24 protein-coding genes are annotated in these 23,129 nt (G+C 70.1%); 11 read left to right on the forward strand and 13 right to left on the reverse strand.

What is annotated here, in order from left to right:
• Nucleotides 1-38: 38 nt before the first annotated feature.
• Nucleotides 39-2,009, reverse strand: a complete 1,971-nt coding sequence (gene acs / locus ACFWX1_RS12480) for an acetate--CoA ligase (RefSeq protein WP_378386625.1) — start codon at nucleotides 2,007-2,009, stop codon at nucleotides 39-41.
• A 228-nt stretch (nucleotides 2,010-2,237) separates the two neighbouring features.
• Here acs and ACFWX1_RS12485 point away from each other — a divergent pair, with 228 nt between their 5' ends.
• Nucleotides 2,238-2,735 (forward strand): phosphoribosyltransferase, encoded by a 498-nt coding sequence (locus tag ACFWX1_RS12485; protein ID WP_378327857.1) that lies wholly within the window; start codon nucleotides 2,238-2,240, stop codon nucleotides 2,733-2,735.
• A gap of 75 nt (nucleotides 2,736-2,810) precedes the next feature.
• Nucleotides 2,811-3,533 (forward strand): oxidoreductase, encoded by a 723-nt coding sequence (locus ACFWX1_RS12490; protein ID WP_378386627.1) that lies wholly within the window; start codon nucleotides 2,811-2,813, stop codon nucleotides 3,531-3,533.
• Between the two features lie 6 nt (nucleotides 3,534-3,539).
• On the opposite strand, the gene ACFWX1_RS12495 is transcribed toward ACFWX1_RS12490, so the two are convergent.
• Entirely contained in the window at nucleotides 3,540-3,845 is a 306-nt protein-coding gene (locus ACFWX1_RS12495) for an ArsR/SmtB family transcription factor (protein WP_378386629.1), read from the reverse strand.
• Nucleotides 3,846-3,906: 61 nt separating this feature from the next.
• On the opposite strand from ACFWX1_RS12495, the gene ACFWX1_RS12500 reads away from it, so the two are divergent.
• A complete protein-coding gene (locus ACFWX1_RS12500) occupies nucleotides 3,907-5,100 on the forward strand; it encodes an MFS transporter (RefSeq protein ID WP_378386631.1) in 1,194 nt (397 codons plus the stop codon).
• Here the strand turns inward: ACFWX1_RS12500 and ACFWX1_RS12505 are convergent.
• From ACFWX1_RS12505 to ACFWX1_RS12550, 10 genes are all read right to left on the reverse strand, one after another.
• On the reverse strand, nucleotides 5,087-5,581 hold the full coding sequence (locus tag ACFWX1_RS12505) for a hypothetical protein (RefSeq protein ID WP_378386633.1): 495 nt from the start codon (nucleotides 5,579-5,581) through the stop codon (nucleotides 5,087-5,089). The genes ACFWX1_RS12500 and ACFWX1_RS12505 overlap by 14 nt on opposite strands.
• Nucleotides 5,578-6,084 (reverse strand): RNA polymerase sigma factor, encoded by a 507-nt coding sequence (locus ACFWX1_RS12510; RefSeq protein ID WP_378386635.1) that lies wholly within the window; start codon nucleotides 6,082-6,084, stop codon nucleotides 5,578-5,580. Before ACFWX1_RS12510 ends, ACFWX1_RS12505 begins: the two co-directional genes overlap by 4 nt.
• A complete protein-coding gene (locus tag ACFWX1_RS12515; protein WP_378386637.1) occupies nucleotides 6,071-6,283 on the reverse strand; it encodes a hypothetical protein in 213 nt (70 codons plus the stop codon). The genes ACFWX1_RS12510 and ACFWX1_RS12515 overlap by 14 nt, the downstream gene beginning before the upstream one ends.
• Nucleotides 6,284-6,357: 74 nt before the next feature.
• On the reverse strand, nucleotides 6,358-7,401 hold the full coding sequence (locus ACFWX1_RS12520; protein WP_378386729.1) for a HoxN/HupN/NixA family nickel/cobalt transporter: 1,044 nt from the start codon (nucleotides 7,399-7,401) through the stop codon (nucleotides 6,358-6,360).
• 144 nt (nucleotides 7,402-7,545) lie between these two features.
• Nucleotides 7,546-8,475: an N-acetylmuramic acid 6-phosphate etherase gene (locus ACFWX1_RS12525; RefSeq protein WP_378386639.1), complete on the reverse strand. Its 930-nt coding sequence runs from the start codon at nucleotides 8,473-8,475 to the stop codon at nucleotides 7,546-7,548.
• A gap of 32 nt (nucleotides 8,476-8,507) precedes the next feature.
• Nucleotides 8,508-9,509 carry a MurR/RpiR family transcriptional regulator gene (locus tag ACFWX1_RS12530; protein WP_378386641.1) on the reverse strand — a complete coding sequence of 334 codons (1,002 nt, stop codon included), beginning with the start codon at nucleotides 9,507-9,509 and terminating at the stop codon, nucleotides 8,508-8,510.
• Nucleotides 9,510-9,719: 210 nt separating this feature from the next.
• The gene (locus ACFWX1_RS12535) at nucleotides 9,720-11,483 is read right to left on the reverse strand and encodes a serine hydrolase (protein WP_378386643.1); all 1,764 of its coding nucleotides are present in this window, start codon (nucleotides 11,481-11,483) and stop codon (nucleotides 9,720-9,722) included.
• Between the two features lie 11 nt (nucleotides 11,484-11,494).
• Complete coding sequence (locus ACFWX1_RS12540; RefSeq protein ID WP_378386644.1) at nucleotides 11,495-12,796, reverse strand: exo-beta-N-acetylmuramidase NamZ domain-containing protein; 1,302 nt, start codon at nucleotides 12,794-12,796, stop codon at nucleotides 11,495-11,497.
• Nucleotides 12,793-14,610: a glycoside hydrolase family 3 protein gene (locus tag ACFWX1_RS12545; RefSeq protein ID WP_378386645.1), complete on the reverse strand. Its 1,818-nt coding sequence runs from the start codon at nucleotides 14,608-14,610 to the stop codon at nucleotides 12,793-12,795. The genes ACFWX1_RS12540 and ACFWX1_RS12545 overlap by 4 nt, the downstream gene beginning before the upstream one ends.
• A 771-nt stretch (nucleotides 14,611-15,381) precedes the next feature.
• Complete coding sequence (locus ACFWX1_RS12550; RefSeq protein ID WP_378386646.1) at nucleotides 15,382-16,215, reverse strand: HAD family hydrolase; 834 nt, start codon at nucleotides 16,213-16,215, stop codon at nucleotides 15,382-15,384.
• A 549-nt stretch (nucleotides 16,216-16,764) separates the two neighbouring features.
• On the opposite strand from ACFWX1_RS12550, the gene ssd reads away from it, so the two are divergent.
• From ssd to ACFWX1_RS12590, 8 genes are all read left to right on the forward strand, one after another.
• Nucleotides 16,765-17,838, forward strand: coding sequence for a septum site-determining protein Ssd (gene ssd, locus ACFWX1_RS12555; protein ID WP_378386648.1), 1,074 nt, complete (start codon nucleotides 16,765-16,767; stop codon nucleotides 17,836-17,838).
• The gene (locus tag ACFWX1_RS12560; RefSeq protein ID WP_378386650.1) at nucleotides 17,835-19,007 is read left to right on the forward strand and encodes a TadA family conjugal transfer-associated ATPase; all 1,173 of its coding nucleotides are present in this window, start codon (nucleotides 17,835-17,837) and stop codon (nucleotides 19,005-19,007) included. The genes ssd and ACFWX1_RS12560 overlap by 4 nt, the downstream gene beginning before the upstream one ends.
• Before the next feature lie 91 nt (nucleotides 19,008-19,098).
• On the forward strand, nucleotides 19,099-19,863 hold the full coding sequence (locus tag ACFWX1_RS12565; protein ID WP_378386652.1) for a type II secretion system F family protein: 765 nt from the start codon (nucleotides 19,099-19,101) through the stop codon (nucleotides 19,861-19,863).
• Nucleotides 19,860-20,597: a type II secretion system F family protein gene (locus tag ACFWX1_RS12570; protein WP_378386654.1), complete on the forward strand. Its 738-nt coding sequence runs from the start codon at nucleotides 19,860-19,862 to the stop codon at nucleotides 20,595-20,597. Before ACFWX1_RS12565 ends, ACFWX1_RS12570 begins: the two co-directional genes overlap by 4 nt.
• Nucleotides 20,598-20,626: 29 nt before the next feature.
• Nucleotides 20,627-20,803, forward strand: coding sequence for a DUF4244 domain-containing protein (locus ACFWX1_RS12575; RefSeq protein WP_378386656.1), 177 nt, complete (start codon nucleotides 20,627-20,629; stop codon nucleotides 20,801-20,803).
• Entirely contained in the window at nucleotides 20,803-21,177 is a 375-nt protein-coding gene (locus tag ACFWX1_RS12580; RefSeq protein WP_378386658.1) for a TadE family type IV pilus minor pilin, read from the forward strand. Before ACFWX1_RS12575 ends, ACFWX1_RS12580 begins: the two co-directional genes overlap by 1 nt.
• Nucleotides 21,164-21,547, forward strand: a complete 384-nt coding sequence (locus ACFWX1_RS12585; protein WP_378386660.1) for an Rv3654c family TadE-like protein — start codon at nucleotides 21,164-21,166, stop codon at nucleotides 21,545-21,547. The genes ACFWX1_RS12580 and ACFWX1_RS12585 overlap by 14 nt, the downstream gene beginning before the upstream one ends.
• Nucleotides 21,548-21,953: 406 nt before the next feature.
• Nucleotides 21,954-22,580, forward strand: a complete 627-nt coding sequence (locus tag ACFWX1_RS12590) for a bifunctional DNA primase/polymerase (protein ID WP_378386662.1) — start codon at nucleotides 21,954-21,956, stop codon at nucleotides 22,578-22,580.
• Between the two features lie 39 nt (nucleotides 22,581-22,619).
• Here the strand turns inward: ACFWX1_RS12590 and ACFWX1_RS12595 are convergent.
• A partial coding sequence (locus ACFWX1_RS12595; RefSeq protein ID WP_378386664.1) for a Zn-binding domain-containing protein occupies nucleotides 22,620-23,129 on the reverse strand: 510 nt, incomplete at its 5' end.

Consider the following 23,129-nt stretch of genomic DNA (forward strand, 5'->3'; position numbering starts at 1 on the left):
CAGAGTCCCTCAAGGAGGCCCCCACGGACCGTCGAAGGTCAGTCCTCGGATTTGCCGGACTGCAGACCGGCGGAGATGAGGTCCATCACCGAGGAGTCGGCCAGCGTGGTGACGTCGCCGACCTGCCGGTTCTCCGCGACGTCGCGCAGGAGGCGGCGCATGATCTTGCCCGAACGCGTCTTCGGCAGCTCCGGCACGACCATGATCTGCCGCGGCTTCGCGATCGGCCCGATTTCCTTCGCGACGTGGTTGCGCAGTTCCTGGACCGCCGCGTCGCCGCCGTCGCTCGCGCTGCCCCGCAGGATCACGAACGCCACGATGCCCTGCCCGGTGGTCGGGTCGGTCGCGCCGACGACGGCGGCCTCGGCGACCGTCGGGTGCGAGACGAGCGCCGACTCGACCTCGGTGGTCGAGATCCGGTGCCCGGACACGTTCATCACGTCGTCGACGCGGCCCAGCAGCCAGATGTCGCCGTCGCCGTCGTACTTCGCGCCGTCACCGGCGAAGTAGAAGCCCTGCTCGGCGAAGCGCGACCAGTACGTCTCCTTGTAGCGCTCGTTGTCGCCCCAGATGCCGCGCAGCATGCCCGGCCACGGCTTGTCGAGCACCAGGTAGCCACCGCCGCCGTGCGGGACCTCGACGCCCTGGTCGTCGACGACCTTCGCCGAGATGCCCGGCAGCGCGCGCTGCGCCGAACCCGGCTTCGCCGAGGTGACACCCGGCAGTGGCGAGATCATGATCCCGCCGGTTTCGGTCTGCCACCAGGTGTCCACGACGGGCGTGCGGTTCGCGCCGATGGTCTCCCGGTACCAGATCCACGCCTCCGGGTTGATCGGCTCGCCGACGCTGCCGAGCACGCGCAGCGAGGAGAGGTCGTACTTCTCCGGGATCTCCGCGCCCCACTTCATGAACGTGCGGATCAGCGTCGGGGCGGTGTAGTACAGGGACACCTTGTACTTCTGGACGATCTCCCAGTGCCGGCCCTCGTGCGGGGTGTTCGGCGTGCCCTCGTAGACGACCTGGGTGGCGCGGTTGGCCAGCGGCCCGTACACGATGTAGGTGTGCCCGGTGACCCAGCCGATGTCGGCGGTGCACCAGTAGACGTCCTCGCCCGCCTTGTGGTCGAAGACGTTGTGGTGGGTGTAGGCGGCCTGGGTGAGGTAGCCGCCCGAGGTGTGCAGGATGCCCTTCGGCCGTCCGGTGGTGCCCGAGGTGTAGAGGATGAACAGCGGGTGCTCGGCGTCGAACGCCTCGGGGGTGTGCTCGGCGGACTGGCCGTCGACCAGGTCGTGCCACCAGACGTCGCGGCCCTCGGCCATCGGCACCTCGTCACCGGTGCGCCGGATGACGATGACCTTCTCGACCGACTCCGCGCCGTCGAGCGCCTCGTCCACGTTGGTCTTCATCGCCACGGCCTTGCCGCGGCGGTACTGCCCGTCCGAGGTGATGACGACCTTCGCCGCAGCGTCGTCCACGCGCGAACGCAGCGCCGTCGGCGAGAAGCCGCCGAACACGACGCTGTGCAGCGCGCCGATCCGTGCGCAGGCGAGCATCGCGAAGATCGCTTCGGGGATCATCGGCAGCTGGATGGCGACCCGGTCGTTCGCGCCGACGCCGAGGGAGGTCAAGGCGTTGGCGGCCTTCGAGACCTCGTCCTTCAGCTGGGCGTAGGTGATGTCCCTGGTGTCGCCCGGCTCGCCGACCCAGTGGATCGCGACCTGGTCGCCGTGCCCGTCGGCGACGTGGCGGTCGGCGCAGTTGTAGGCGACGTTGAGCTTCCCGCCGACGAACCACTTCGCGAACGGGGCGTCGCTCCAGTCCAGAACCTGGGTCCACTTCGTGTCCCAATGCAGCCGTTCTGCCTGCTTCGCCCAGAACTGCTCGCGATCGGCGTCGCTCTCGGCGTACAGCTCGGCTTTCGCGTTGGCCTGCGCGGAGAAATCCTCGCTGGGCGGGAAAGTGCGGCTTTCGGTGAGCAGGTTGTCCAGTGCTGGGGACTGCTCGGTCATGGTGCAAGGCCTCCTGTTGTGCGAACCCGCGGCTCACGGCACGCTAGCGACGTTAGTGCGTGATGTAAAAGGATGCGTCCAGTTGCCCCACTGCTGGGGCAACAAGGCAGGACCAGTGATCGTTCAGGTCCGGTGAGTGGCCATGAGAAAGGGCTCACTCCGAAGCGTATCGAAAGACCACTTCGCCGTTGCTTATGCTCTCGTGAACGATTCGGAAGGGCAGGGGCGATGGCCGAAGAGCGGGAAGAGCTCACCTGGGAGTTGTTCGGTTCGGCCAGCAGGGAGCTGGCGCAGACGATCGCGGACGACGGGTTCGAGCCGGATCTGATCCTGTCCATCGCGCGCGGCGGGCTGTTCGTGGCAGGCGCGCTCGGGTACGCGCTGGACGTGAAGAACCTGCATGTCATGAACGTCGAGTTCTACACGGGTGTCGACCAGCGTCTCGACCTTCCGGTCATGCTGCCGCCGGTGCCGAACGTCGTGGACCTGACGCAGAAGAAGGTCCTGGTCGCCGACGACGTGGCCGACACCGGCGCGACGTTGAAGCTCGTCCGCGACTTCTGCGCGGACCACGTCGCCGAGGTGCGCTGCGCGGTCGTCTACGAGAAGCCGCGGTCCGAGGTCAAATGCGAGTACGTTTGGCGGCACACCGACCGCTGGATCAACTTCCCGTGGTCGGTGCAGGCACCGGTCGTGCGGCGGGTCGGGCAGGTGCTGGACGCATGAGCGAAGCTTGCGAGCGAATCATGGACATCATGCGCCAAAGGGATTCGGCACAGTCTCGCGAAGCGAGTCGATCGCATGAGTGATCCGTTGCGGCCGTTGCTCGACCTCGACGGGGTCGCGGAAGCGGCGAAGTCCGCGCAGGACGCGGTGTTCGCGGTGCACCGGCTGCCCGCGAACCTGCGTGGTGGCGCCGAAACCGCCGCCGAGGCGTCCGTCCGGGCGGCCAGGGCGTCGGCCGGGATCGACGGCGCGAATCCCGAGCTGCCCGCCGACGGCGCGGTCGCGGATCCGGCGCTCGCCGGGGCGCTGCGGGTCGCCGAGGCGCTGGAGCCGATCCTGCCCACCTGGCGCCGCGCGCCGCTGCAGGCGCTGGCGCGGCTGCACGTCCTCGCCGCGGCCGATCTGGTGACCGACCCCGACGCGCTCGGCCGTCCGCGCTCCGGCGGGCCTCGGCTGGAACTGCTCGCCCAGCTCGTCACCGGGGCGACGTCGGTGCCGGGGCCGATCCTGACCGCCGTCGTGCACGGGGAACTGCTGGCGCTGCGGCCCTTCGGCACCGCGGACGGTGTCGTGGCGCGGGCCGCCGCGCGGTTGTCGATGATCGCGACCGGGCTCGACCCGAAGGCGCTGACCGTGCCCGAGGTGGCGTACTTCCGGCGGGTGCCGAAGTACCTGGAGCTGGCGGAAGGATTCGCGGGCGGCACGCCCGAGGGCGTCCGCGCGTGGCTGTTGTTCTCGTGCGAGGCGTTCGAAGCGGGCGCGCGCGAGGCCAAGAGCATCTCGGCCGCCGCGGGCTGATTTTCCTTACGCCAGAACGGCGTCCAGGAGGCCGGGGAAGCGGGAATGGACGTCGTCGCGGCGTAGCTCGACCCACCGGGTGCGGCCGTTGACGAACGTCGTGGTCAGCCCGGCTTCGCGCAGGATCCGCCAGTGGTGCGACAGCGTCGGCGCGGTGATGTCGACGTCGTATTCGTCGACGCTGCACGGGCGAGGTTCGTCTTCCTTCGCGAGCGTGCGGACCAGTTCGAGACGCACGGGGTCGGCCAGCGCCTGCAGCACCGTCACGATCTCGATGGCGTCGGCGGCCGGCTGCGGCAACGTGCGGGTCACGCGTTCTCCTGGATCGATAGATGGTTTGACAATCATCAAATAGTAACTCCATCATGACCTCATGACGATTCGACAGTCATCAAAGGATCGTCTCGGACTGGGGTCCCTCATCGCGCTCGCCGTGGGGACGTTCACGCTCGGGACGGACGCGATGGTCCTCAATGGACTCCTCCCCACGATCGCCGCCGATCTGCGTGTCTCCGAATCCGGCGCGGGCCAGCTCACCACGGTCTTCGCGCTGACCTACGCGATCTCCTCGCCGCTGATCGCCGCGTTCACCGGCGGCTGGGATCGCCGGATCCTGCTGGCGGGCGGGCTCGGGCTGTTCACCGTCGGCATGGCGGGGCAGGCGCTGGGGACGACGTTCGCGGTCGTCGCCGTCGCCCGCGCGCTCGCCGCGATCGGCGCCGCGGCGTTCCAGGCGAACGCCTACGCGCTGGCGGGCGCGTTGTCCTCGGACGAACGGCGCGGCCGGGCGCTGGCGACCGTCGCGGCGGGGATGAGCGTGTCGACGGTGCTCGGTGTCCCGATCGGTGTCCTCGCCGGGCACTGGATCGGCTGGCGCGCGGTGATGTGGGCGATCGCGGCGATCGGCGTCGCCGTCGCGGCGTATCTGCCGTTCCTGCCCGCCGTCCGGATCCCGGCGGCGAACCTGCGGACCCGGCTCGCGGTGGTGGCCCGGCCGCCGGTGGCGCGGGTGCTGCTGGTGACGGTCGTCGGCATGCTCGCCGGCGTCACCGTTTTCGTGTACCTCCCGGTGCTCGTGGAACCCGTCGCGACCGGCGTGACGCTGTCGTGGGTGCTCGTCGCTTCCGGAGCGGGACAGGTCATCGGAACGACCATCGCCGGGCGCTGGACCGACCGTTTCGGCTCCCGGCGGGTACTGGTGTGGGCGCTGGCCGGGACAGCGGTGGTGCTGGCGGCGATGGATGTCGCCGTGCTCGCGCTGCCCGCGGTGTTCGTCGCGGTGCTGGCGAGCGGGACCTTCGGCGGAATGCTCATGGTTCCGCAGCAGCACCGGCTGTTCTCGATCACGCCGGACGCGTCCACCGTGGCACTCGGGCTGAACGGCTCGGCGATCTACGTCGGCATCGCACTCGGCTCGGCGCTGGGCGGGGCGGTGCTGGCCGGCGCTGGGGCCGGCTGGCTCGGGCCGGTGGGTGCGGCGGCGGCCGTGGCCGCGCTGGTACTGGCCACGGCCCGCCGGCGCGCGGTGGTTGTCGAGGCGGTACCCGAACCCGTCAGTCCACGGTGATGCCCGGACGGGGGCTGCGATCGTCCGAATCCTCGAACAGCCTCCGCAGGGTCTCGGCGAGTTCGTCCAGCATGCGCTGTATTTCCACAGCGCCGCCCTGTAGCCGGTAGCCATGCGGCCCGCTCTTGGCAACAGCGGTGCGGACGAGTTCGCCGATGGCCGTCACCTGCCGTGTCGCGGCCGGAAGATCGATTCGCCGGTGCCTCAGCCCCAGCCGGAGGTTGACCAGCCGGTCGCACGCTTGGTCCAGATACCTGGCCACGTCGTCCTTGAGCCGGTCGCGGACAACGTGGAGCATCTTGTAGAGAAGATCGATTTTCTCGGAGATCGTGGCCGGTTCGCCTCGTCCGCGGATCGGCCGCGGAGGGAGTTTCTCGCGGAGCCAGGCTGCGACATCGACCCCGTCCTCCAGTGCCAGGTCCAGTGAACCGTTGGCGGAGTTGAGTATCAGGTCCATCATGGGGTCCGGAATCTCGGTCATGAGCGCACCTCCTGCGGTTTCACCATGATCTTCTTGAGCGTGCCGCGGGCTCTTCGCAGTGCGGTGCGGACAGCACCCGGCGTCGTGCGCAACGCACGGGCGATCTCTTCATGGCTGAATCCGTCGATCGACCAGGCGAGGACCATTCGCTGCTGGAACGGCAGCGTGCTCAGCAAGGCGGTGATGTCCTTGGCGGCTTCCACGATTTCCGCGTGGGCTTCCGGCGAGATGAGCGTGGGTTGTTCGGGCGGCGCGTCGGTCGGGATCTCGTGGTGCGCCGAGGGAGTGCTCTTGAGGTACGTGCGGATGGCGACACTTCTGGTCCAGCCTCGCGGATCACGGACGGAGTCCCATGAAGCGAAAAGTGCGAGCAGGACCTCTTGGACAACGTCATCCGCGTCCGCGGGCGAGGCCCCCAGCCGGATCACGAAGCCCACCAGCCGATGGGCCTGCTCATGACAGAAGGACACGAACTCGGCTCGTCGCGCGTCATCGGTGCTCACGGCTCTCCCGCGGGTGCTCCACGAGCGTCCGGCCGTCCGGTTCGACGCCGGTCAGCCGGCCGCCTTCCGGTAGACCATCGGATATTCGCGCCCACAGGGCGTACCGCCGTTCGCGGCGTCGTTCCCGCCGCGACTCGACGAGTACCTTCGTGCCGAGCAGGGCCACCGCGATCAGCACCCCGGCGATCCACCACGCCATGTCGTCTCCTCACCAGAACCGTTGACGGTCGCCGGTAAGTGCCGTGATGGCGCGGGATCGTGACTAACCGCAGGTCAGTCGGCCGCGAGTCGCGCCGACCACTTCTCCTCGATGCGCCCGAAGCGCCAGACCGCGAGCGCGACCACCCACGTCAGGACGAACAGGCCGACGACGGCGAACCCGACGTAGTTCAGGTCGAGCCCGGCGATCGCGGCGAGTGGTCCGGACGTGATGCCGAGCTTTTCGGTGACGATCGAAACCAGCTCGATGGTGCCGATGATCAGCGCGACGGCGACCGACAACGCGGTCACCGTGATGTTGTAGTAGATCTTGCGGACCGGTTTCGCGAGCGCCCAGCCGTAGGCGTAGTTCATGAAGAACCCGTCGAGCGCGTCGAACAGGCTCATGCCCGCGGCGAACAGCACCGGCAGCACCAGGATCGCGTACCAGGGCAGGGAAAACGTCGCCGCGCCCGCCGCGAGCACGAGCAGCGCGACCTCGGTCGCGGTGTCGAAACCGAGTCCGAAAAGGACACCGACGGGGTAGATGTGCCACGGTTTGCGCACGGCCTTCGTCGCGCCCTTGAGCAGCCGGTTCATGATGCCGCGGTTGTCCAGCTGCCGTTCGAGCGCGGCTTCGTCGAGTTCGCCGCCGCGCAGTTTCCGGAACACCTTCACGATCCCCACCAGCACCACGAGGTTCATGATCGCGATGAGGTACAGGAACACCCCGGACACCGAAGTCCCGATCAGGCCGGTGGCTTGGTGCAACGTCGACGAGTCGTCCTCGACCTGACCGGCGAGCGCGCGCACGCCCAGCGAAAGCAGCAGGCACAGCGCGAAGACGATCGTCGAATGTCCCAGCGAAAACCAGAAACCGACCGAAAGCGGACGTTTGCCGTCGGCCATCAGCTTCCGTGTCGTGTTGTCGATGGCCGCGATGTGGTCGGCGTCGAACGCGTGCCGCATGCCGAGGGTGAACGCGGTGACGCCGAGGCCGATCCCGAACACCCCGGAGGCGCCGAGGTCGTAGTGCCGCGGAGCGACGAACAGCACCAGCACGCCCCAGCCGAAAAGGTTGAGCAGCAGGACGAAACCGGTCATTCCGGCTACGGACATCCTTTCGCGGCGCGAAAGTCCGCGCCGCGAAAGGGAAGTCTCGTCGCCTCCGGTGGTGGGTACCGCGGTCATCGCCACCTCACCTCTCGTCACGCGATACCTGAGAGGTTAGGCAGATGAAAAGCTGAACCGCAATACGCCGGGCTAGCTCGCCCGCACCCGCAACCGGTCCAGTGCCTTGCGGACGTGCCCGCCGGAGGCCTCCAGCGCCTCGGCCGAAGCGCGGACGTCCTGCCCGGACAGCAAGTGCACGAGTGCGGTCTTCAGGTCCCCGCCCGACTCGGTCAGCGCGTCCGAACAGTCCGCCATGGTCATGCCGGTGGCTTCCTGCAGGATCCGGATCGTCCGGCCGCGCAGCTTCGCGTTGGTCGCCCGCACGCTGACCATCAGGTTCGAATACGTGCGGCCGAGTTTGATCATCGTCGCGGTGGAGAAGGCGGTCAGGATGATCTTCTGCGCCGTCCCCGCCTTCATCCGCGTCGAACCGGCGATGACCTCCGGACCGGTGTCGACGGCGATGAGCACGTCCACGCCCGCCGGGATCGCGGCGGCGGGATTCCCTGACACGAGCGCAGTGTGCGCGCCCTTGCGGTTCGACGCCTCCAGCGCGCCGAGCACATACGGCGTCCGGCCCGACGCCGTCAGGCCGAGCACGAAGTCCCCGGGCTCGACCGCTTCGGACAACTCGGCCGCGCCGGTCTCTTTGTCGTCTTCGGCGTTCTCGACGGCGTGCCGCAGCGCCCGCGGCCCGCCGGCGTGGTGCGCGATGAACCAGTCCTCCGGCACGTTGAACGTCGGCACCAGCTCGGCCGCGTCGAGCGTGGCCAGCCTGCCGGACGTACCCGCACCGACGTAGTGCACTCGGTGCCCGGAACGCAGCGCTTCCACGGCGTAGTCCACCGCGCGGGCCAGTTGCGGCAGAACCGCCGCGACCGCGTCGGGCACCCGGCGGTCCTCGGCGTTGATCGCGCCGAGGATCGCCATGGTGGGCATCAGGTCGATGTCGGTGGTACGGGGATTGCGCTTTTCCGTTGGCGAATCGACGTGCACCACCTGACGTGGGACGGTCATCATGCGCCTCACTCTTTTTTCAGAGCGCTGTACGCTCATTTGCCGGTTTCCCGCGGGCGGCGCCGTCCGTCGGGGCGTACCCCGAGCCGGTGCGAGCCAACCGCGTCCCTGGTCGCGTCCAACGCGCTGACCGAGGCTTCCATGTGCCGCTGCGCGACACCGATGAACAGGCAGTCGATGACGGTGAGCTGCGCGATCCTGCTCGCCGTGGCGCCGGACCGGAACGTGGTCTCGCGCGCGGCCGTGGTGAGCACGTGGTCGGCGACCTCGGTGATCGGGGACCGCGGGAAGTTGGTCACCGCGACCGTGATCGCGCCGTGCTCACGGGCCACCCGCAGCGCCTCGACCGTGTCGGTGGTCGCGCCGGTGTGCGAGATACCCACCGCGACGTCGCCGGGCGTGAGCACGGCGGCGGAGGTGAGCATGATGTGCGTGTCGGACCAGGCGAAGCTGACCCGGCCGATGCGGTGCAGCTTCTGCTGGAGATCGGCGGCGACGAACGCGCTCGCGCCCACGCCGTAGACGTCGACGCGGTTCGCCCCGGCCACCAGATCGATGACCTGCTGCAGCGTGGCCACCTCGAGCTGGTCCGCGGTCTCCTCCACGGCCCGCGCGTCGGCGAAGCTGACCTTGCCGATCACCGCGGCGAGGTCGTCGTTCGGGCCGATCTCCCCGCCGAGGTTACGAGTGGTGCGGGCCTCGGTGCGCGCGGTGTCCGCGGCCAGCGCGATCCTTAACTGAGGGTAACCGCCGACCCCGACCGCTTTGCAGAACCGGGTGACGGTGGTTTCACTGGTGCTGGCCGCCAGGGCGACCTCGGTGATGCTGCGTCGCGCGACGGCGGCGGGGTCGTCGAGCACGACCTTCGCGACGCGCTGCTCGGCTCTGGCGAGCCCAGGGAGCAGCGACCGGATCCGCACCAGCGGGCTGGCGTCCGCGTCGCGCGCGGTCACCTGAACCGGGGCGACGTCGGACGGTGCTGCCACGATTACGGATTCGGCATCACCGACCGTAGGAAATTTACTAACCGTTGGCATTTGCGACAAGGCTACCCACACCCTTCGGCAGGATCGCAACCCCACCCGCTTCTGCGGATGCAATTACGATTAATCGTTGACCAGAAAGTCGCTAACCAGGTCGACCTTGTTAACGAGCTCCAGCTAACGACTTGGCAACTTAGTGTCGCGGTGCAAGCGGCAAATTCCCGGTAAACGGGCTGGTTTGCTCGGCGCTCGGCGACCGATCGGTCACCGAGCGCTCAACTGCCACCCCGAAGCGGAGAACGCGGCCGGATTCCGCTCACCGTCAAGAAGTACGCGGCCTCGTTCAGTGACTTTCACACCATCGACGGAAACGCCGCGTCCGGTGTAATTCGCGTCCGTCGCGTAACGCCAGCGGACGGTCAGACGGGTGCCCCGGGGCAGATCCGCGCTCACCCGCCACCACGCGCGGTGACCGTGTCCGGACAGTGCCGGAACGTCACCGTCCGGCGCGCCGGGGCCGGCCGCGCGCACCGAGACCGGCTGCCACGTCACGCCGTCCGTGCTCGCTTCCAGCGCGAGCGGATCGCCAGGGCCCTCGGTGTCGACGAACGCGTCGAACGTCGCCCGTACCGGCCCACCACGGGTGTCCAGGACGGGGCTGGTCAGCGTGGCAGTACTGGAGTTTCCGATGTCGCTGTACCAGGCGTCACGGCCCGCTACCGGGCGGACGGCCATCGCCTTCGCCAGGGACGTCGCCCAGACCTGACGCGCCGGGTTGATCGTGCCCCAGTTCCGTGTCGGGTGGACGCGGTTGGTCAGCAGCAGCGCGAACGAGCGGGATTCCGGGTCGATCACGAGCGTCGTCCCGGTGTAGCCGGTGTGACCCGCGGTGACCGGTGATGACAGCGCGCCCATGTACCAGGGCTGGTCGAGTTCGAAACCCAGCCCGTGCGCGTCGTCAGGGAATTGCCGGTTGTAGTTGGTCAGCATCGCCTTGACGGTGTCCTGGCGCAGGATCCGGTGCCCCCGGTAGCTACCGCCGTTGAGGATTGCCTGGCACAGCACGGCCATGTCACCGGCGGTGGAGAACACGCCGGCGTGCCCGGAGACACCGCCGAGTGACCACGCGTTCTCGTCGTGGACCTGGCCGCGGACGAGGCCGCGAGGCGGAGTCGACTCGTACTCGGTCGCCGCGATCCGGCCCAGTTTCGCCGCGGGCGGGTTGTACCCGGTGTCGCTCATGCCGAGCGGCTCGGTGATCCGGTCCCGAACCACCTGGTCGAGGCTCGCGCCGGTCAGCTTCTCGACGAGGAAACCGAGCGTCATCAGATTGATGTCGGAGTAGAGGTAGGCGGTGCCCGGCGGGTTCTTCAGCTTGCTGTCCAGCACGGCCTTGCGGCGCGACGGGATGTCCGGGTACCCCGACCACAGCGGTGGCTCGGGGTCCGCGTCGAACCCCGAGGTGTGGGTGAGCAGCTGCTGGACGGTGACCGATTCCTTGCCGTTGACGGCGAATTCGGGCAGGTAACGCGCCACCGGGGCGTCCAGCGCGACCTCGTGCTGTTCCACGAGCTGCAGCACGGCGATCGACGTGAACAGCTTCGAGATCGACGCCATGTCGAAGATCGTGTCGTTTCGCATCGGGACCTGCTGATCGGGCGGTAGCTCCGTGCCTTTCGCGTCGGCGTAGCGCAGCGCGCCGCCCACGGCGTACTTGTCCACGACGACGCCGTCGTGCGCGAGAAGTCCCACCGCTCCGGAGAAGTGCGGATGCCCGGACGTGTCGGGCTTCGTCCAGCTCGCCACGAACTGCTCGGCCGCCTTGATCGGCGCCGGGTCGAGGCCGACGTCGACTGGGGCGCCCGCCCGCAGGGTCGTCCACGGGGGCGCGAATCCGTGCTGGGGACGGTCGAACCGGCCGGTGGCCGGCCCCTCGTGTCCGGTGATGGCGTTCGCTCCCGCTGTACTCGACGTTGTTGCCATGACCAGCACACAAGCGGCCACGATCACGAACTTCCTAGCACGCATCTCGGTCCCCCTCAGCGGTAGAGCAGGTGACGCCGTCGCTTGCGGTCGAACTCGGCCAGCTCGGCTCGCCAGGACGCGGTGATCTCGTCGGCACCGGCGCCGGCGTCGACCATGGTCCGCAAACGGTCCGAACCGGACAGCAGATCGATGTAGTGATCGGGCCGCCAGCCGAACTTGTCGGGATGCAGTGCCCTCGCGGTGACGAACATGGCCACCGCCGTGCGGATCGCGTCGAACTCGCGCGGGTCGGTGACGGTCAGCTGCACTCCGCCGCACGTCTGATTGACGAATTTCCCGAAAGTCGGGACGAAGTACGTCTCCCGGAAGCGGACACCGGGCAGCCCCAGCGAAGCCAGCTTCTCCCGCCAGCGCCAGTCGAGTCCCGGTGCGCCGAGGATTTCGAACGGCCTTGTCGTGCCCCGGCCCTCGGAGAACACCGTGCCCTCGAACATCCCGGTGCCGGGGTAGACGAGCGCGGTGTCCGGGGTCGGCATGTTGGGGCTCGGCGGCACCCAGCCCAGGCCGGTCCGCGCGAACACCGTGTCGCGTCGCCAGCCGCGGACCTCGACGACGTCGAGTTGGCCCGGTTTGACGCCTTCGCCGGGCAGGAACTCCGCGGCGAAGAACCGGGCGAGTTCGCCGACCGTCATCCCGTGTTGCTGAGCGATCGGCTTCCGGCCGACGCCGGAGGCGAACTTCGGGTCGAGCACTGGGCCGGAAACCTTGCCCCCCAAGGGGTTTGGCCGATCCAGCACGAGGAGCGCGGCGCCGGTACGGGCGGCGGCGACCTGCGCGGTGTAGAGCGACCAGATGTAGGTGTAGAAGCGCGCGCCGACGTCCGCGATGTCGAACACCACGGTGTCCACGCCCGCCTTGGTGAACATCCCGGCGAGCTTCGTGGCGTCGACACCGTACGCGTCGTACACCGGTATTCCCGTGCGGGGATCGGTGTAGTCGCCCTCGGAGCCACCCGCCTGCGCGCTGCCGCGGAACCCGTGCTCGGGCCCGAACGCGGCCACCGGCCGGATCCCGGCGGCGACCATCGAGTCGACGATGTGCTCGCCGCCCGCCAGCACCCCGGTCGGATTGGACAGCACGCCGACCCGCCGTCCGGCCAGCCGCCGCCAGCCCTGCGCGGCCAGTACCTCCGCGCCGGTGCGGAGCAAGGGACCTTTGCTTTCGCTTCCGGCCTCGGGCTCGGCCGCGAGCAAGGGACCTTTGCTCCCGTTTTCCGCCGCGCTCGCCGACGACGTCGCCAGCGCGGGAACGGCGAGCGCGCCGGTGGCGAGGAAGTGACGCCGGTTCAGGTTCACCAGGTCAGCCCATGCCCGAACGGATACTTCACGGTGTGCACGTCGGCGCCCGCCGGGATGTCGACGGGCAGCTTCCCGCCCGGCTTCGTCTCGCCGAGGACGACCTTCGTCAACGCCTCCAGCGAGGGAGTGATGTAGCCGTACGTTGCCAGCCACGTCGGGATCGGGTTCGCGTATCCGGCGTCGTACGGGATCTGCGAAGCCACCGCGACGACCGGTTTCCCGGTAGCCGCCAGTGCCTGCAACAGGTTGCCCTGCAAGGGGAATCCGCCGAGGTTGTTGGTGAGGACGACGACCACGTCGACGTTCTTCGCCGCCGCGGCCGCCTGCGCGATCTGGTCCGCGGTCGGCGTCTGGCCGGTGGGCAGCGCGGTGGCCTTGGTGCCGTGCGCGGTGAACCTCGTCGCGAGGGTCTTCCCGGTGCTCTCGCCCCAGCCGGTGATCAGCGCCGTCGACGGCTTCTGCTTCAGCGGCAGCACTCCCGCGTCGTTGGCGATCGCGGTGATCGACCGGTCGGCGATGTCCTGCGCGGTCGCCAGGTGCTCCGGCGTGCCGACCCGCGAGGTGACCTTCGCCGGGTTCACGAACGGCGAGAACATGATGCCGCGCTTGAACTTCAGCTTCAGGACGCGCAGGACGCTCTCGTCGATGCGCTGCTCGGTGAGCTCTCCGGAGCGGACCGCGGTCAGGACCGAGTTGATCGCGAGGTCGAGGTTCGCGGGCATGAGCAGCTGGTCGACGCCCGCCTTCAACGCCAGCACCGGGATCTCGGCGTCGCTGTGCCGTTCGCGGACCCCGTCCATCATCAGCGAGTCGGTGATGACGACACCCTGGTAGCCGAGTTCGTCACGGAGTTTGCCGGTGAGGATCGGCTTCGAGAGCGTCGCGGGTTCGCCGGACGGGTCGAGGCTCGGGAACTGGATGTGCGCGCTCATGATCGAATCGATGCCGGCCTTGATCGCGGCCTTGAACGGCGGTACGTCGGTCTCGCGCCACTGCTGTTCGGTGCGGTCGATCCGGGGCAGGCTGTGATGGCTGTCCGTGGCCGCGTCGCCGTGACCGGGGAAGTGCTTCGCGGTCGAGGAAACCGTCTCCGTGGGCCAGCCGGAATCCTGAAAACCCTTCACTTCGGCCGCGACGTACTGGCTCGCCAGGTCCGGCCGCCCGGAGAAGGAGCGCACGCCGATGACCGGGTTCGCCGGGTTCGAGTTGACGTCGGCGTCCGGGGCGTAATCCTGGTTGATGCCGACCGCCCGCAGCTCGTGGCCGAGAATCGTCGCGGCGGCGGTGGCCCGGTCCGTGCTGCGCCCGGCCGAGATGGCCATCGCGTTCGGGAATTCCGTCGCGGGGGACCCCATCCGGGTGACCGTGCCACCCTCTTGATCGGTCCCGACCTGCAGCGGGATGTGGGCGCCACTGCTCAACGCCGCCCACTGCACGCCGTTGGACAGCTTCGCGACCTGGACGGGGTCGTCGAAGTTGTCGTGCGACTCGTTGTTGAAGTAGATGACGCCGCCGAGGTGGTACCGCTGCACGACCTGCGCGGGGGTGTCGACGCCGAAGTCGATCCGGTTCTGCGGGTTGACCTCGTCGGCGGTCTTCCCGTTCACCCACGTGACGAACAACTGCCCCACCTTCTCCGCGAGGCTCATCCCGCGCAGCGTCTGCCGGGCGGCCGCCGTCGCCTGCGCGTCGGCGCTCACCTGCGGCGCTGCCGTCGCCGTGCCCGCGACACCGAAGGCGAGGACGCCCGCGAGGGGCAGGGCGAGTGCATGCAGCCTCCGGAAACGGTTGTGCACGGTGCGGGTCTTCACTACGAGCCTCCCAGTGTTCGGGCACGCCAGGCGGAAAAATTCACCCAGGTGCGCCAGTAATCGGGAAGCTACCCACCGAGCCGGAGGTTGTCCATCAGCCATGCGCACGAACGGAAGCCTCGATGCCATAACAGCCCCGAACGGTCCACTCGCACCACCACCACAGCAAGCCACCCCAGCAAGCCACCCCAGGAACAGGCCGTCCTCAGAGCAAATCCTGCCCCAGGAAGGCGACCACACCGGGCAGGCGGAGAAAAGTGACCACGTTGGGCAGGCGGAGTTCCTGACCCCAGGAAGGTCACCACGCTGGGTCGGCGACCGACCGCACCGTGGGGGTGTGGGGGCTCGGCCCCCACATATGAAAAGGGACCGTGGGAGTAGGTCGAAGACCTACGAACACGGTCCCTCTCGCGCGGGCTACTCGGGCGACCAAGCGTGCAACTCTGGTCGTACCTACATGGACTCGGCGTGTGGCGTCCCACTACGCAGTCCCTAGACGACGAGCCTCCCGCGGCGCGCTGCGCGTGGGTACCCGGAGTCCGCGCACGGAGATTTGCCGGGGTGGAACAGGCTTCTCTTCTACCTGCTCCCTGGCCGACCAAACGTCCGCACCTACTTTCTACGCCGTGCGGGCGGTCACTTCAAGTGCGCGTATGGGTGCACCGGTACAGAGGCTCGATCTGGTGACACCGGCACGCTCGGCGACGGACAATTCGGGGCTGGGCCTGGAAAAGCCAGAACCCCAGCCGCCGTGTGGGTGTTACCGGTCGGTCACTTGGACCGTCGGCGACGGCTGAGCCCGTACCAGGTCGCTCCGGCAGCCACAGCGCCGACACCGACTCCCAGCGCGACGAGCCCCGCGGACCGGGACGGGATCCGGCTTCGCAGCGACATCGGCCGTTCGAAGGTGAGCACCGGCCAGTCCCGCTCGGCCGCCTCGCGGCGCAGCAGCTTGTCGGGATTGACGGCGTAGGGATGGCCGACGACTTCGAGCAATGGGATGTCCGTGCTCGAGTCGGTGTACGCGAAGCATTCGGCGAGGTTGTATCCATAGGTTGTCGCGAGCTGCTTCGCGGCGACGGCTTTGTTCTCGCCGTAGCAGTAGAAGTCGACTTCGCCGGAGTAGCAGCCGTCGACGATCTGCATCCGCGTGGCGACACTCCGGGTCGCGCCGAGCATTTCGGCGACCGGTGCGACGACTTCCTCGCCGGTCGCCGAAAGCACGATGACATCGTGGCCGTCCGCGCGGTGCTTGGCGATCAGCTCCGTCGCCTCGACGTAGACGAGCGGGTCGACGACGTCGTGCAGGGTCTCGCGGACGATCGCCGACACCTGGGCGACGTCCCAGCCCGCGCAGAGCGCCGAGACCTCCGCGCGCATGCGCTCGGTCTTGTCCTCGTCGGCGCCTGCCAGCGAGAACACGAGCTGCGCGTAGGCACTCCGCAACGCGGCGCGACGATTGATCAATCCCTCCCTGAGTAATGGTTTGCTGAACGCCAACGCACTCGACGAGGCGATGATCGTCTTGTCCAGATCGAAGAACGCGGCGACGGCGTTTTCCGTTGGGGTGGCAGGCGTCGGTGCGCTGCTGCTGGGTTCGGGCACCTTGCCAGGATAGGAGAGTCCCGCCGGCGGGCCCGCGTTGATCGACAACACCGGCGGTGTGTTGCCGGAAAATTGATGCCTGCGCGGGGCTTTCGGGACACCGCGCCGTTATCGAATTGTGGGTGCGGCTGAATGCGCCATCCGGCTGACGGCCGAGTTACAGTGAGAAAGCCCGGTCCGGAACCGGGCCGGTTCAGTCCGACCCCCCGGGGCTGAACCCCGCGGCCCCTGTCCCTCCCCCCTGGCAGGGGCCGCCCTCTTTTCTTGTCCGGCAAGGGAATTTTCGACAAGGCGAGCCTCGGCGCGCCGTCCGCCGGACGCCGTCGCGCACGGGCGGTGCGCATCCTGCCACAGAACGCCGACAAAACACGGCGCGAAAGCCCGTTGCGGGCCCGGTTGTCCACAACACCCCCGTTGTCCACAGGAGAGGGTCGGCGGTGTTGTGCGCCGCCCGCGTCCGGGGCGACGGTGGAACTCCGGCCGCGTCCCGGCTCGGCCACCCGGCCGGACACGGTTCGGCATCCAGCTCGATTTCAGGGGGAGGAACGCATGACCGAGGTACGCCCGCTCGTCGTCGCGACGGACGAGACCGTGCTCGAAGAAATACTGCGCGTCGCCGCGGTCGCCGGCTGCGAACCGGAATGCGCGCCGGATCTGGCGGCCGCCCGGGTGCGCTGGGCCCGCGCGCCACTGGTCGTCCTCGACCAGGCCGCCGTCCGCGCGGGCCCGGATCTTCCTCGCCGCGGGGGCGTCGTCTTGATCAGCAAGGGCGCACCGGAGGGCGACGTGTGGCGGCATGCCTACAACTCCGGGGCGGATCGGATCATCGCGCTGCCCGACGAGGAATCGGCGCTCGCCGAGGAGTTCGCCGATGTCCTCGATGGACCCGCCGAGCGGGCGGGGCGGGTGATCGGTGTCATCGGCGGCAGCGGTGGCGCGGGCGCTTCGGTACTCGCCGGGGCGGTCGCGCTGGCGGCGGACGAGGATCCGGGCGGTGGGCTGCTCATCGACTGCGATCCGCTCGGCGGTGGCGTGGATCTGCTGCTCGGCCTGGAAAAGGCGGAAGGCAGACGCTGGCCGGAGGTCCGGCTGACCGGCCGGGTGTCGTTGCCGGCGCTGCTCGGCGACCTGCCCCAGCACCGGCACGGCGGGCGTGGTCTCCCGGTGCTCTCGTGCGGGCGGGACGGGCCGGGGCCGACGGCTGAGGCGCTCTCCGCAGTAGTCGCCGCCGGAAGGCGCGCCGGTCGCGCGGTCGTCTGCGACCTCCCTCGAGGCTTCGGTGCGGAGGAGGCGGCTGTGGTGGCCGACGCCGATCTCGTGGTGCTTGTCGTCCCGGTGGAATCCCGCGCTTGCATGGCGGCGAAACAGGTCATGCGCAGGCTCGCCGCGTACACCGACCGGATCGGGATCGTCGCGTGTGGACGGTCGCCGGTCGGGTTCACCGCGCAGGAGACGGCGGCGCTGCTGGGGCCGCCCCTGCTGGCGTTCATGGCGCCGGAACGCGGCCTCGCGGTCACCGTGGAGAACGGCGAATTCCGGCTGAAGAACCGGGGTCCGCTGGCCAAGACGGCGGAAATCGTGCTGACGGCGGCACGGCGCGAAGGCGGGGTGGCGCCACGATGAGCACCGAGTTCGTCGACCGCGTACGCCATCGGCTCGCGGGCGACCACCGGGCGGCCGATCCGGTGGCGGTGGCCCAAGCGGTGCGGGCCGAGGCGGGTGGCGCGCTGGGGCATGACGCCGTGCTCGACGCGGTCCGGCTCGCTCGCGACGAGTTCGTCGGCGCGGGCCCGCTCGCTCCGCTGCTGGAGGATCCCGCGACGACCGACGTCCTCGTGACAGCGCCGGACGAGGTGTGGGCCGACGGGACAGACGGGCTGGCCCGCACCGAGATCCGGTTCGCCGACGAGGAGGCGGTGCGCAGGCTCGCCCAGCGCCTCGCGCTCACGGCGGGCCGCAGGCTCGACGACGCACAGCCCTATGTGGACGGCTGGCTGCCGGGCGCCGGGCCGCACGGGCGGATCCGGATGCACGCGGTCCTCCCGCCGGTCGCGGTCAACGGGACCTGCTTGTCGCTGCGGGTGCTCCGGCCCGCCACCCACGATCTGGAGGCGTTGCGGGCATTGGGTGTCTTCGACGCGGCGGGTGCCGAATTGCTGCGCCGGGTCGTCTCGCGACGGCTGGCGTTCCTCGTCACCGGCGGCACCGGCGCGGGCAAGACGACGCTGCTGGCCGCGTTGCTCGGCGCGGTGCCACCCGGCGAACGCATCGTATGCGTCGAGGACGCGGGCGAGCTGCAGCCCGCGCATCCGCAGTTCGTCAGCCTCATCGCCCGTCCGCCCAATGTGGAGGGTGCGGGCGAGGTGAGCCTGCCCGAGCTGGTCCGCCAGGCCCTGCGCATGCGGCCCGACCGGTTGATCGTCGGTGAGGTCCGGGGCGCGGAGGTGTGTTCTCTGCTCAATGCGCTGAACACCGGGCACGACGGTGGTGCCTGCACGTTGCATGCCAACTCCCCGGCCGAGGTGCCGGCTCGCGTCGAGGCGCTGGCCGCGCTCGGCGGGCTCGGCCGCGAGGCCGTGCACAGCCAGCTGGTCGCGGCGATCCGGGTGGTCCTGCACATGCGGCGAGGGCCGGGCGGGCGGCGCAGACTGGCCGAGGTCGGTGTGCTGCGTGACGACCGCGGTCGCGCGAGGGTGCTGCCGGTGTGGCGAGCGGGGCGGTGGACCACCGATCGCCGGCTGCTCACCGATCTCGGCGCACCCTCCGAGCTGGGCGGGGCGATCGCGTGCTGAGTCTGCTGATCCTCCAGTTTTCCTTGGTGGCCAAAGAAATCGTGCTCGCGTTGCTTCCGAAAGCGGGCCTTCCGGGCAGGGCGGTGCGACGATGACCGTCGCGTGGAGCCTGATCTTCGTGGGTGCGGGGTCGTTGTGCTGGCCGTCGAGTACGCCGCGGCCGCGGATCGCACGTCGCCGGACCCGGGCCCGTCGCGTCCGCCTGCCCCGGATGTGGCACCGCTGGAAGTGGTTGCTGCTCGCGGTCGTCGCCGGTCCGGTGGCCGGGCCCGGCGGTGCGGTCGCGGCCGGTCTGCTCACCCTGGCTTTTCGCCAGGAGTGGCGTGACCGCCGCCGGAGTGCCGCCGCCGTGGTCTCCGGCGAGCGCACCGCGACGGTCATGCGGACGATGGTCGCGGAGCTCCGCGCAGGCGCGCATCCGGTGTCGGCCGCGGAAGCAGCCGCCGACGTCGTGCCCGAACTCGCCGGTGAACTTCGCGCACTGGCTTCCGCTGCCAGGCTCGACGGCGAGCTGCGCTCGGCTTCGCTGCCCGAACTGGCCGATGTCTGGGCGCTGGCACGGAAGTACGGCCTGCCGATGGCCGTCGTGCTCGACGCGGCACGCCGGGACGTCGAGGCGGGGCTGTCGTTCGCGCGGCGGTTGCGCGCCAAGATGGCGGGGCCGAGGGCGAGCGCGGCGGTGCTCACCGGGCTTCCCGCGGTGTGCGTACTGCTCGGCCAGTCGATGGGCGCGGATCCCGTGCACGTGCTGACCGCGACGGTGCCGGGCCAGCTCCTCCTGGTCGCCGGCAGCGCGCTGATCTGGGCGGGCACGTCGTGGTGCCGTGCCCTGCTCGGCAAGGCGGGGTTCCGATGAGCCCGTCCTTGACCGGGGCCGGACTGGTCCTGCTCGCCGGAGCCCTCGCGCTTTGGCCCGGCCACGCGCGCGGCCGTCGCTGGGCGGGAGCGGTCGCGGCGAGGCTGGGCGGACAGCCGCGCAGCCGCACCCGGCTGGTCCTCCACACGGCAGCGGCCATGGCGGCCGGAGCCTCGGTGGCGGTCTTGCTCGACGGCGCCGCCGGGCTCGGGATCGGTGCCGCGGTCGCGGTGGGGAGCTGGTGGCTCCTGCGCAGGGAACCACGGCGAGCCGGGCGAGAAGACAGCGTGGCCGAGCGGCTGAGAGCCGCGGCGACGCTGGATCTGCTCGCGGCGGGTCTGCGAACAGGGCTGCCGGTACCGGTCGCGCTGGAGGCCGTATCCGGGACAGCGTCGCCGGAATCGGCTGGGGCGTTGCGATCCACGGCAGGTCTCCTCGCGCTGGGCGCGGAGCCCGCCGAAGCCTGGGCAGCGGTGCGGACGGCTCCTGGTCTGGGCGAGCTCGGCGCCGCCGCGATCCGGACGGCGCGTGCCGGGACGGCACTCGCGTCGGCCGCCGCCGAGCTGGCCCAACGGCTCCGTGAGGGCCTTGGCGCCGAGGCGGAGGAGCGGGCCGAGCGCGCGGGTGTCGTGCTGGCTCTTCCGGTCGGCCTCTGTTTCCTGCCCGCGTTCTTCTGCCTCGGTGTGGTGCCGGTCGTGCTCGGCCTCGCCACCAGGCTCGGTGGCGCGCTCTAACCATCCACAATGGACAGAAAGGTACCCTGATGCGTTACTTCTCCCGGTTCCGCCGTTCCGACGCCGGAACCACCACGGCCGAGTACGCGATCGGCACGGTCGCGGCGGCCGCGTTCGCCGCCGTTCTCTACGGCCTGCTGACCGGGCAATCGGTGTTCGCGCTCTTGGGCGGTCTCGTCCAGCGAGCACTCACCGTGGCGTTCTGATGGACGCCGGCATCCGGCGTGCCGGCGATCGCGGCTACGTCACCGTGGAGTCGGCGATCGGCCTCGGCGGGCTGACCATCGTGCTCGCGTGTCTCTTCGCCGGGATCGGCGCGCTGTCCGGTCAACTGCGTTGCACCGACGCCGCGAGGGAGGCGGCCAGGCTGCTTGCCAGAGGCCAGCCCCACGAGGCCGAGGCCGCCGTCCACACGATCGCGCCCGGCGGCGCGCGGCTCGCTGTCCGGCGTTCGGGCGACGGCATCACCGTCGAGGTCGGTGCCGAGGCGCTGGGCGGCCTGCTGCCCGGTGTCCACCTCAGCGCGACGGCCTACGCGGTGGCCGAGCCGGGGACGGAGGCCGCGCATGCGGGTCGTTGACCGGCCCGGCGGGACCGGCCGCGCCGATGCGGGGGTGGCGACCGTATGGACGGCGGTGGCGGTCGCCGCCCTCGTCAGCGTGGCGGCGCTGGTCTTCCTCCTCGGCGCGGCGACGACGGCCCGGCATCGGCTCGAAGCGGCCGCCGATCTGGGCGCACTCGCGGCGGCCTCGCACGCGGCGGAGGGGCCCGCGCGCGCGTGCGAGCGCGCGCGATGGGTGGCGGAGCACATGTCCGCCGTCGTGGTGAGCTGCCGGTGGGAGCGGCGCGATGCCCTCGTCGAGGTCCATTCGTCCGCGGCGGGCCGCGCCGCCTGGTTCCCCTCGCCCTCCGCGCGGGCGCGCGCCGGACCGGTCGACCGTCCGCCGTGACCGGCCACCGGTCACCGCCGAGCCGTCGGGCTGATCCGTCGGCCCGGCCGTTGAGCGGAGGCCCGGCACGGGCAGCGGTCGCTGGCTGTCGACGAGCGGTCAAAAGGCGCGGCTGGGTGGGCCGAACGGTGGCACTACGGCAACCACGCGGTCGTCCGGCGGGTCCCGGGCGCCGGGAGTCCGGCTGCGACGAGCGGCCTGAGACCGGTCGTCGTCGGCCGATGATCGGCTTCGGGGGTTCGGCTCGGCGGTTGAACTACCGGGCGTTCATCGCCCGGTAACCACCGGTTGTCGCGCGGGGGCTCCCCGCAAAGTGCAAGTTGCCGTTTAGTGAGATGTGCGCCACCACGGCACCGGCCAACGGCCCCGGGTAGCGCGAGAACCGGAACTTGAAGGCAGGAAAGCAATGTTGGACGCGAATTGGCCGGACAGCTGGCGGGGCGCCTTCCGCATCGAACTGCGGGCGGAGGCGATCGGTCTCGCCTGGCGTGGCTGGCCGGTGCTGCCCGGGACGAGCCCGGCCCCGATCACCGGAGAGGGGGACGACCTCACCTGGCGCCGCCCGGTGCCCGTTCACGACGACTGGCGTGAACGGATCGGCACGCATGCCCACGAGGTCGCCACCTGGTTCTCCGACCGGACCCACAGCCTGCTGGTGGCCACCGGCACCGTCCTCGACGCGATCGAGGTGGACGACGAGCTGGGCAAGCGGGCCGCACGTCTGCTGCGTGCGCTCGGGCACCCCGCTCCGATCGTCGCGATGCCGAACGGCCGCTGGCTGTTCCTCACCACCGTGGCGGACCACGTCCCTGGCCAGCTCGCCGCACGCGCCACCATCCAGTGGCACGGCGCCGGCAGCTGGATCCCGCTTCCCCCGTCGCCCTTCCAGCACGGTGTCGTGCACTGGCGGGTCAAGCCGGAGGTGTGCGGCTGGCAGCTGCCGGACGCCGCCGAGGTGCACGACGTGCTGGTTCGCGCCCTGCGCGGCGAGGCCACGCCGAGCGCGCAGCTGGTCGAGTCCTCCGCTGCCTGACGGTCCCACCCCGGCAGACAGCAGCAGCATTCCGCAGTATCAAGTACCACCGTGGCCGCATTGGTCCCCGTGTTGACGCAAAGCCCCGAGCACGGCATCCAATACGGCCACTGCCCCCGCCTTGTCCAGCGGCTCGTTGCCGTTCCCGCACTTCGGCGACTGGACGCAGGACGGGCACCCCGTCGGGCACTCGCAGGAGACGATCGCCTCCCGCGTTGCGGCCAGCCACGGGACAATTGCGGCAAAACCGCGGTCGGCGAATCCCGCACCCCCGGGATGACCATCGTGCACGAACACCGTCGCCTCCCCGGTGTCTCCGTGCCACGCGGTAGAAACCCCGCCGATGTCCCAGCGGTCGCACGTAGCGAACAGCGGTAGCAGGCCGATCGCCGCGTGCTCGGCGGCATGCAGGGCACCGGGGACGCGCGCCGGAACCAATCCGGCGCCCCCCGGTGTTCTGCGCGAGCGGGTGAGCCCTGCTCGACGCTTCGCGTCTTCGCCTGGCTCGCTCCGAGTGTCTTGTGGGGGGGGGGCCCCCCCCCCCCCCCC

The organism is Amycolatopsis sp. NPDC059021, from assembly GCF_042739895.1.
Lineage (GTDB): Bacteria > Actinomycetota > Actinomycetes > Mycobacteriales > Pseudonocardiaceae > Amycolatopsis.

Bases quoted from the DNA above. Each gene is read 5' to 3' on its own strand.
- acs (WP_378386625.1), bottom strand. From the start codon at position 2,009: ATGACCGAGCAGTCCCCAGCACTGGACAACCTGCTCACCGAAAGCCGC.
- ACFWX1_RS12485 (WP_378327857.1), top strand. From the start codon at position 2,238: ATGGCCGAAGAGCGGGAAGAGCTCACCTGGGAGTTGTTCGGTTCGGCC.
- ACFWX1_RS12490 (WP_378386627.1), top strand. From the start codon at position 2,811: ATGAGTGATCCGTTGCGGCCGTTGCTCGACCTCGACGGGGTCGCGGAA.
- ACFWX1_RS12500 (WP_378386631.1), top strand. From the start codon at position 3,907: ATGACGATTCGACAGTCATCAAAGGATCGTCTCGGACTGGGGTCCCTC.
- ACFWX1_RS12505 (WP_378386633.1), bottom strand. From the start codon at position 5,581: ATGACCGAGATTCCGGACCCCATGATGGACCTGATACTCAACTCCGCC.
- ACFWX1_RS12515 (WP_378386637.1), bottom strand. From the start codon at position 6,283: ATGGCGTGGTGGATCGCCGGGGTGCTGATCGCGGTGGCCCTGCTCGGC.
- ACFWX1_RS12520 (WP_378386729.1), bottom strand. From the start codon at position 7,401: ATGTCCGTAGCCGGAATGACCGGTTTCGTCCTGCTGCTCAACCTTTTC.
- ACFWX1_RS12525 (WP_378386639.1), bottom strand. From the start codon at position 8,475: ATGATGACCGTCCCACGTCAGGTGGTGCACGTCGATTCGCCAACGGAA.
- ACFWX1_RS12530 (WP_378386641.1), bottom strand. From the start codon at position 9,509: ATGCCAACGGTTAGTAAATTTCCTACGGTCGGTGATGCCGAATCCGTA.
- ACFWX1_RS12535 (WP_378386643.1), bottom strand. From the start codon at position 11,483: ATGCGTGCTAGGAAGTTCGTGATCGTGGCCGCTTGTGTGCTGGTCATG.
- ssd (WP_378386648.1), top strand. From the start codon at position 16,765: ATGACCGAGGTACGCCCGCTCGTCGTCGCGACGGACGAGACCGTGCTC.
- ACFWX1_RS12560 (WP_378386650.1), top strand. From the start codon at position 17,835: ATGAGCACCGAGTTCGTCGACCGCGTACGCCATCGGCTCGCGGGCGAC.
- ACFWX1_RS12565 (WP_378386652.1), top strand. From the start codon at position 19,099: ATGACCGTCGCGTGGAGCCTGATCTTCGTGGGTGCGGGGTCGTTGTGC.
- ACFWX1_RS12570 (WP_378386654.1), top strand. From the start codon at position 19,860: ATGAGCCCGTCCTTGACCGGGGCCGGACTGGTCCTGCTCGCCGGAGCC.
- ACFWX1_RS12575 (WP_378386656.1), top strand. From the start codon at position 20,627: ATGCGTTACTTCTCCCGGTTCCGCCGTTCCGACGCCGGAACCACCACG.
- ACFWX1_RS12580 (WP_378386658.1), top strand. From the start codon at position 20,803: ATGGACGCCGGCATCCGGCGTGCCGGCGATCGCGGCTACGTCACCGTG.
- ACFWX1_RS12585 (WP_378386660.1), top strand. From the start codon at position 21,164: ATGCGGGTCGTTGACCGGCCCGGCGGGACCGGCCGCGCCGATGCGGGG.
- ACFWX1_RS12590 (WP_378386662.1), top strand. From the start codon at position 21,954: ATGTTGGACGCGAATTGGCCGGACAGCTGGCGGGGCGCCTTCCGCATC.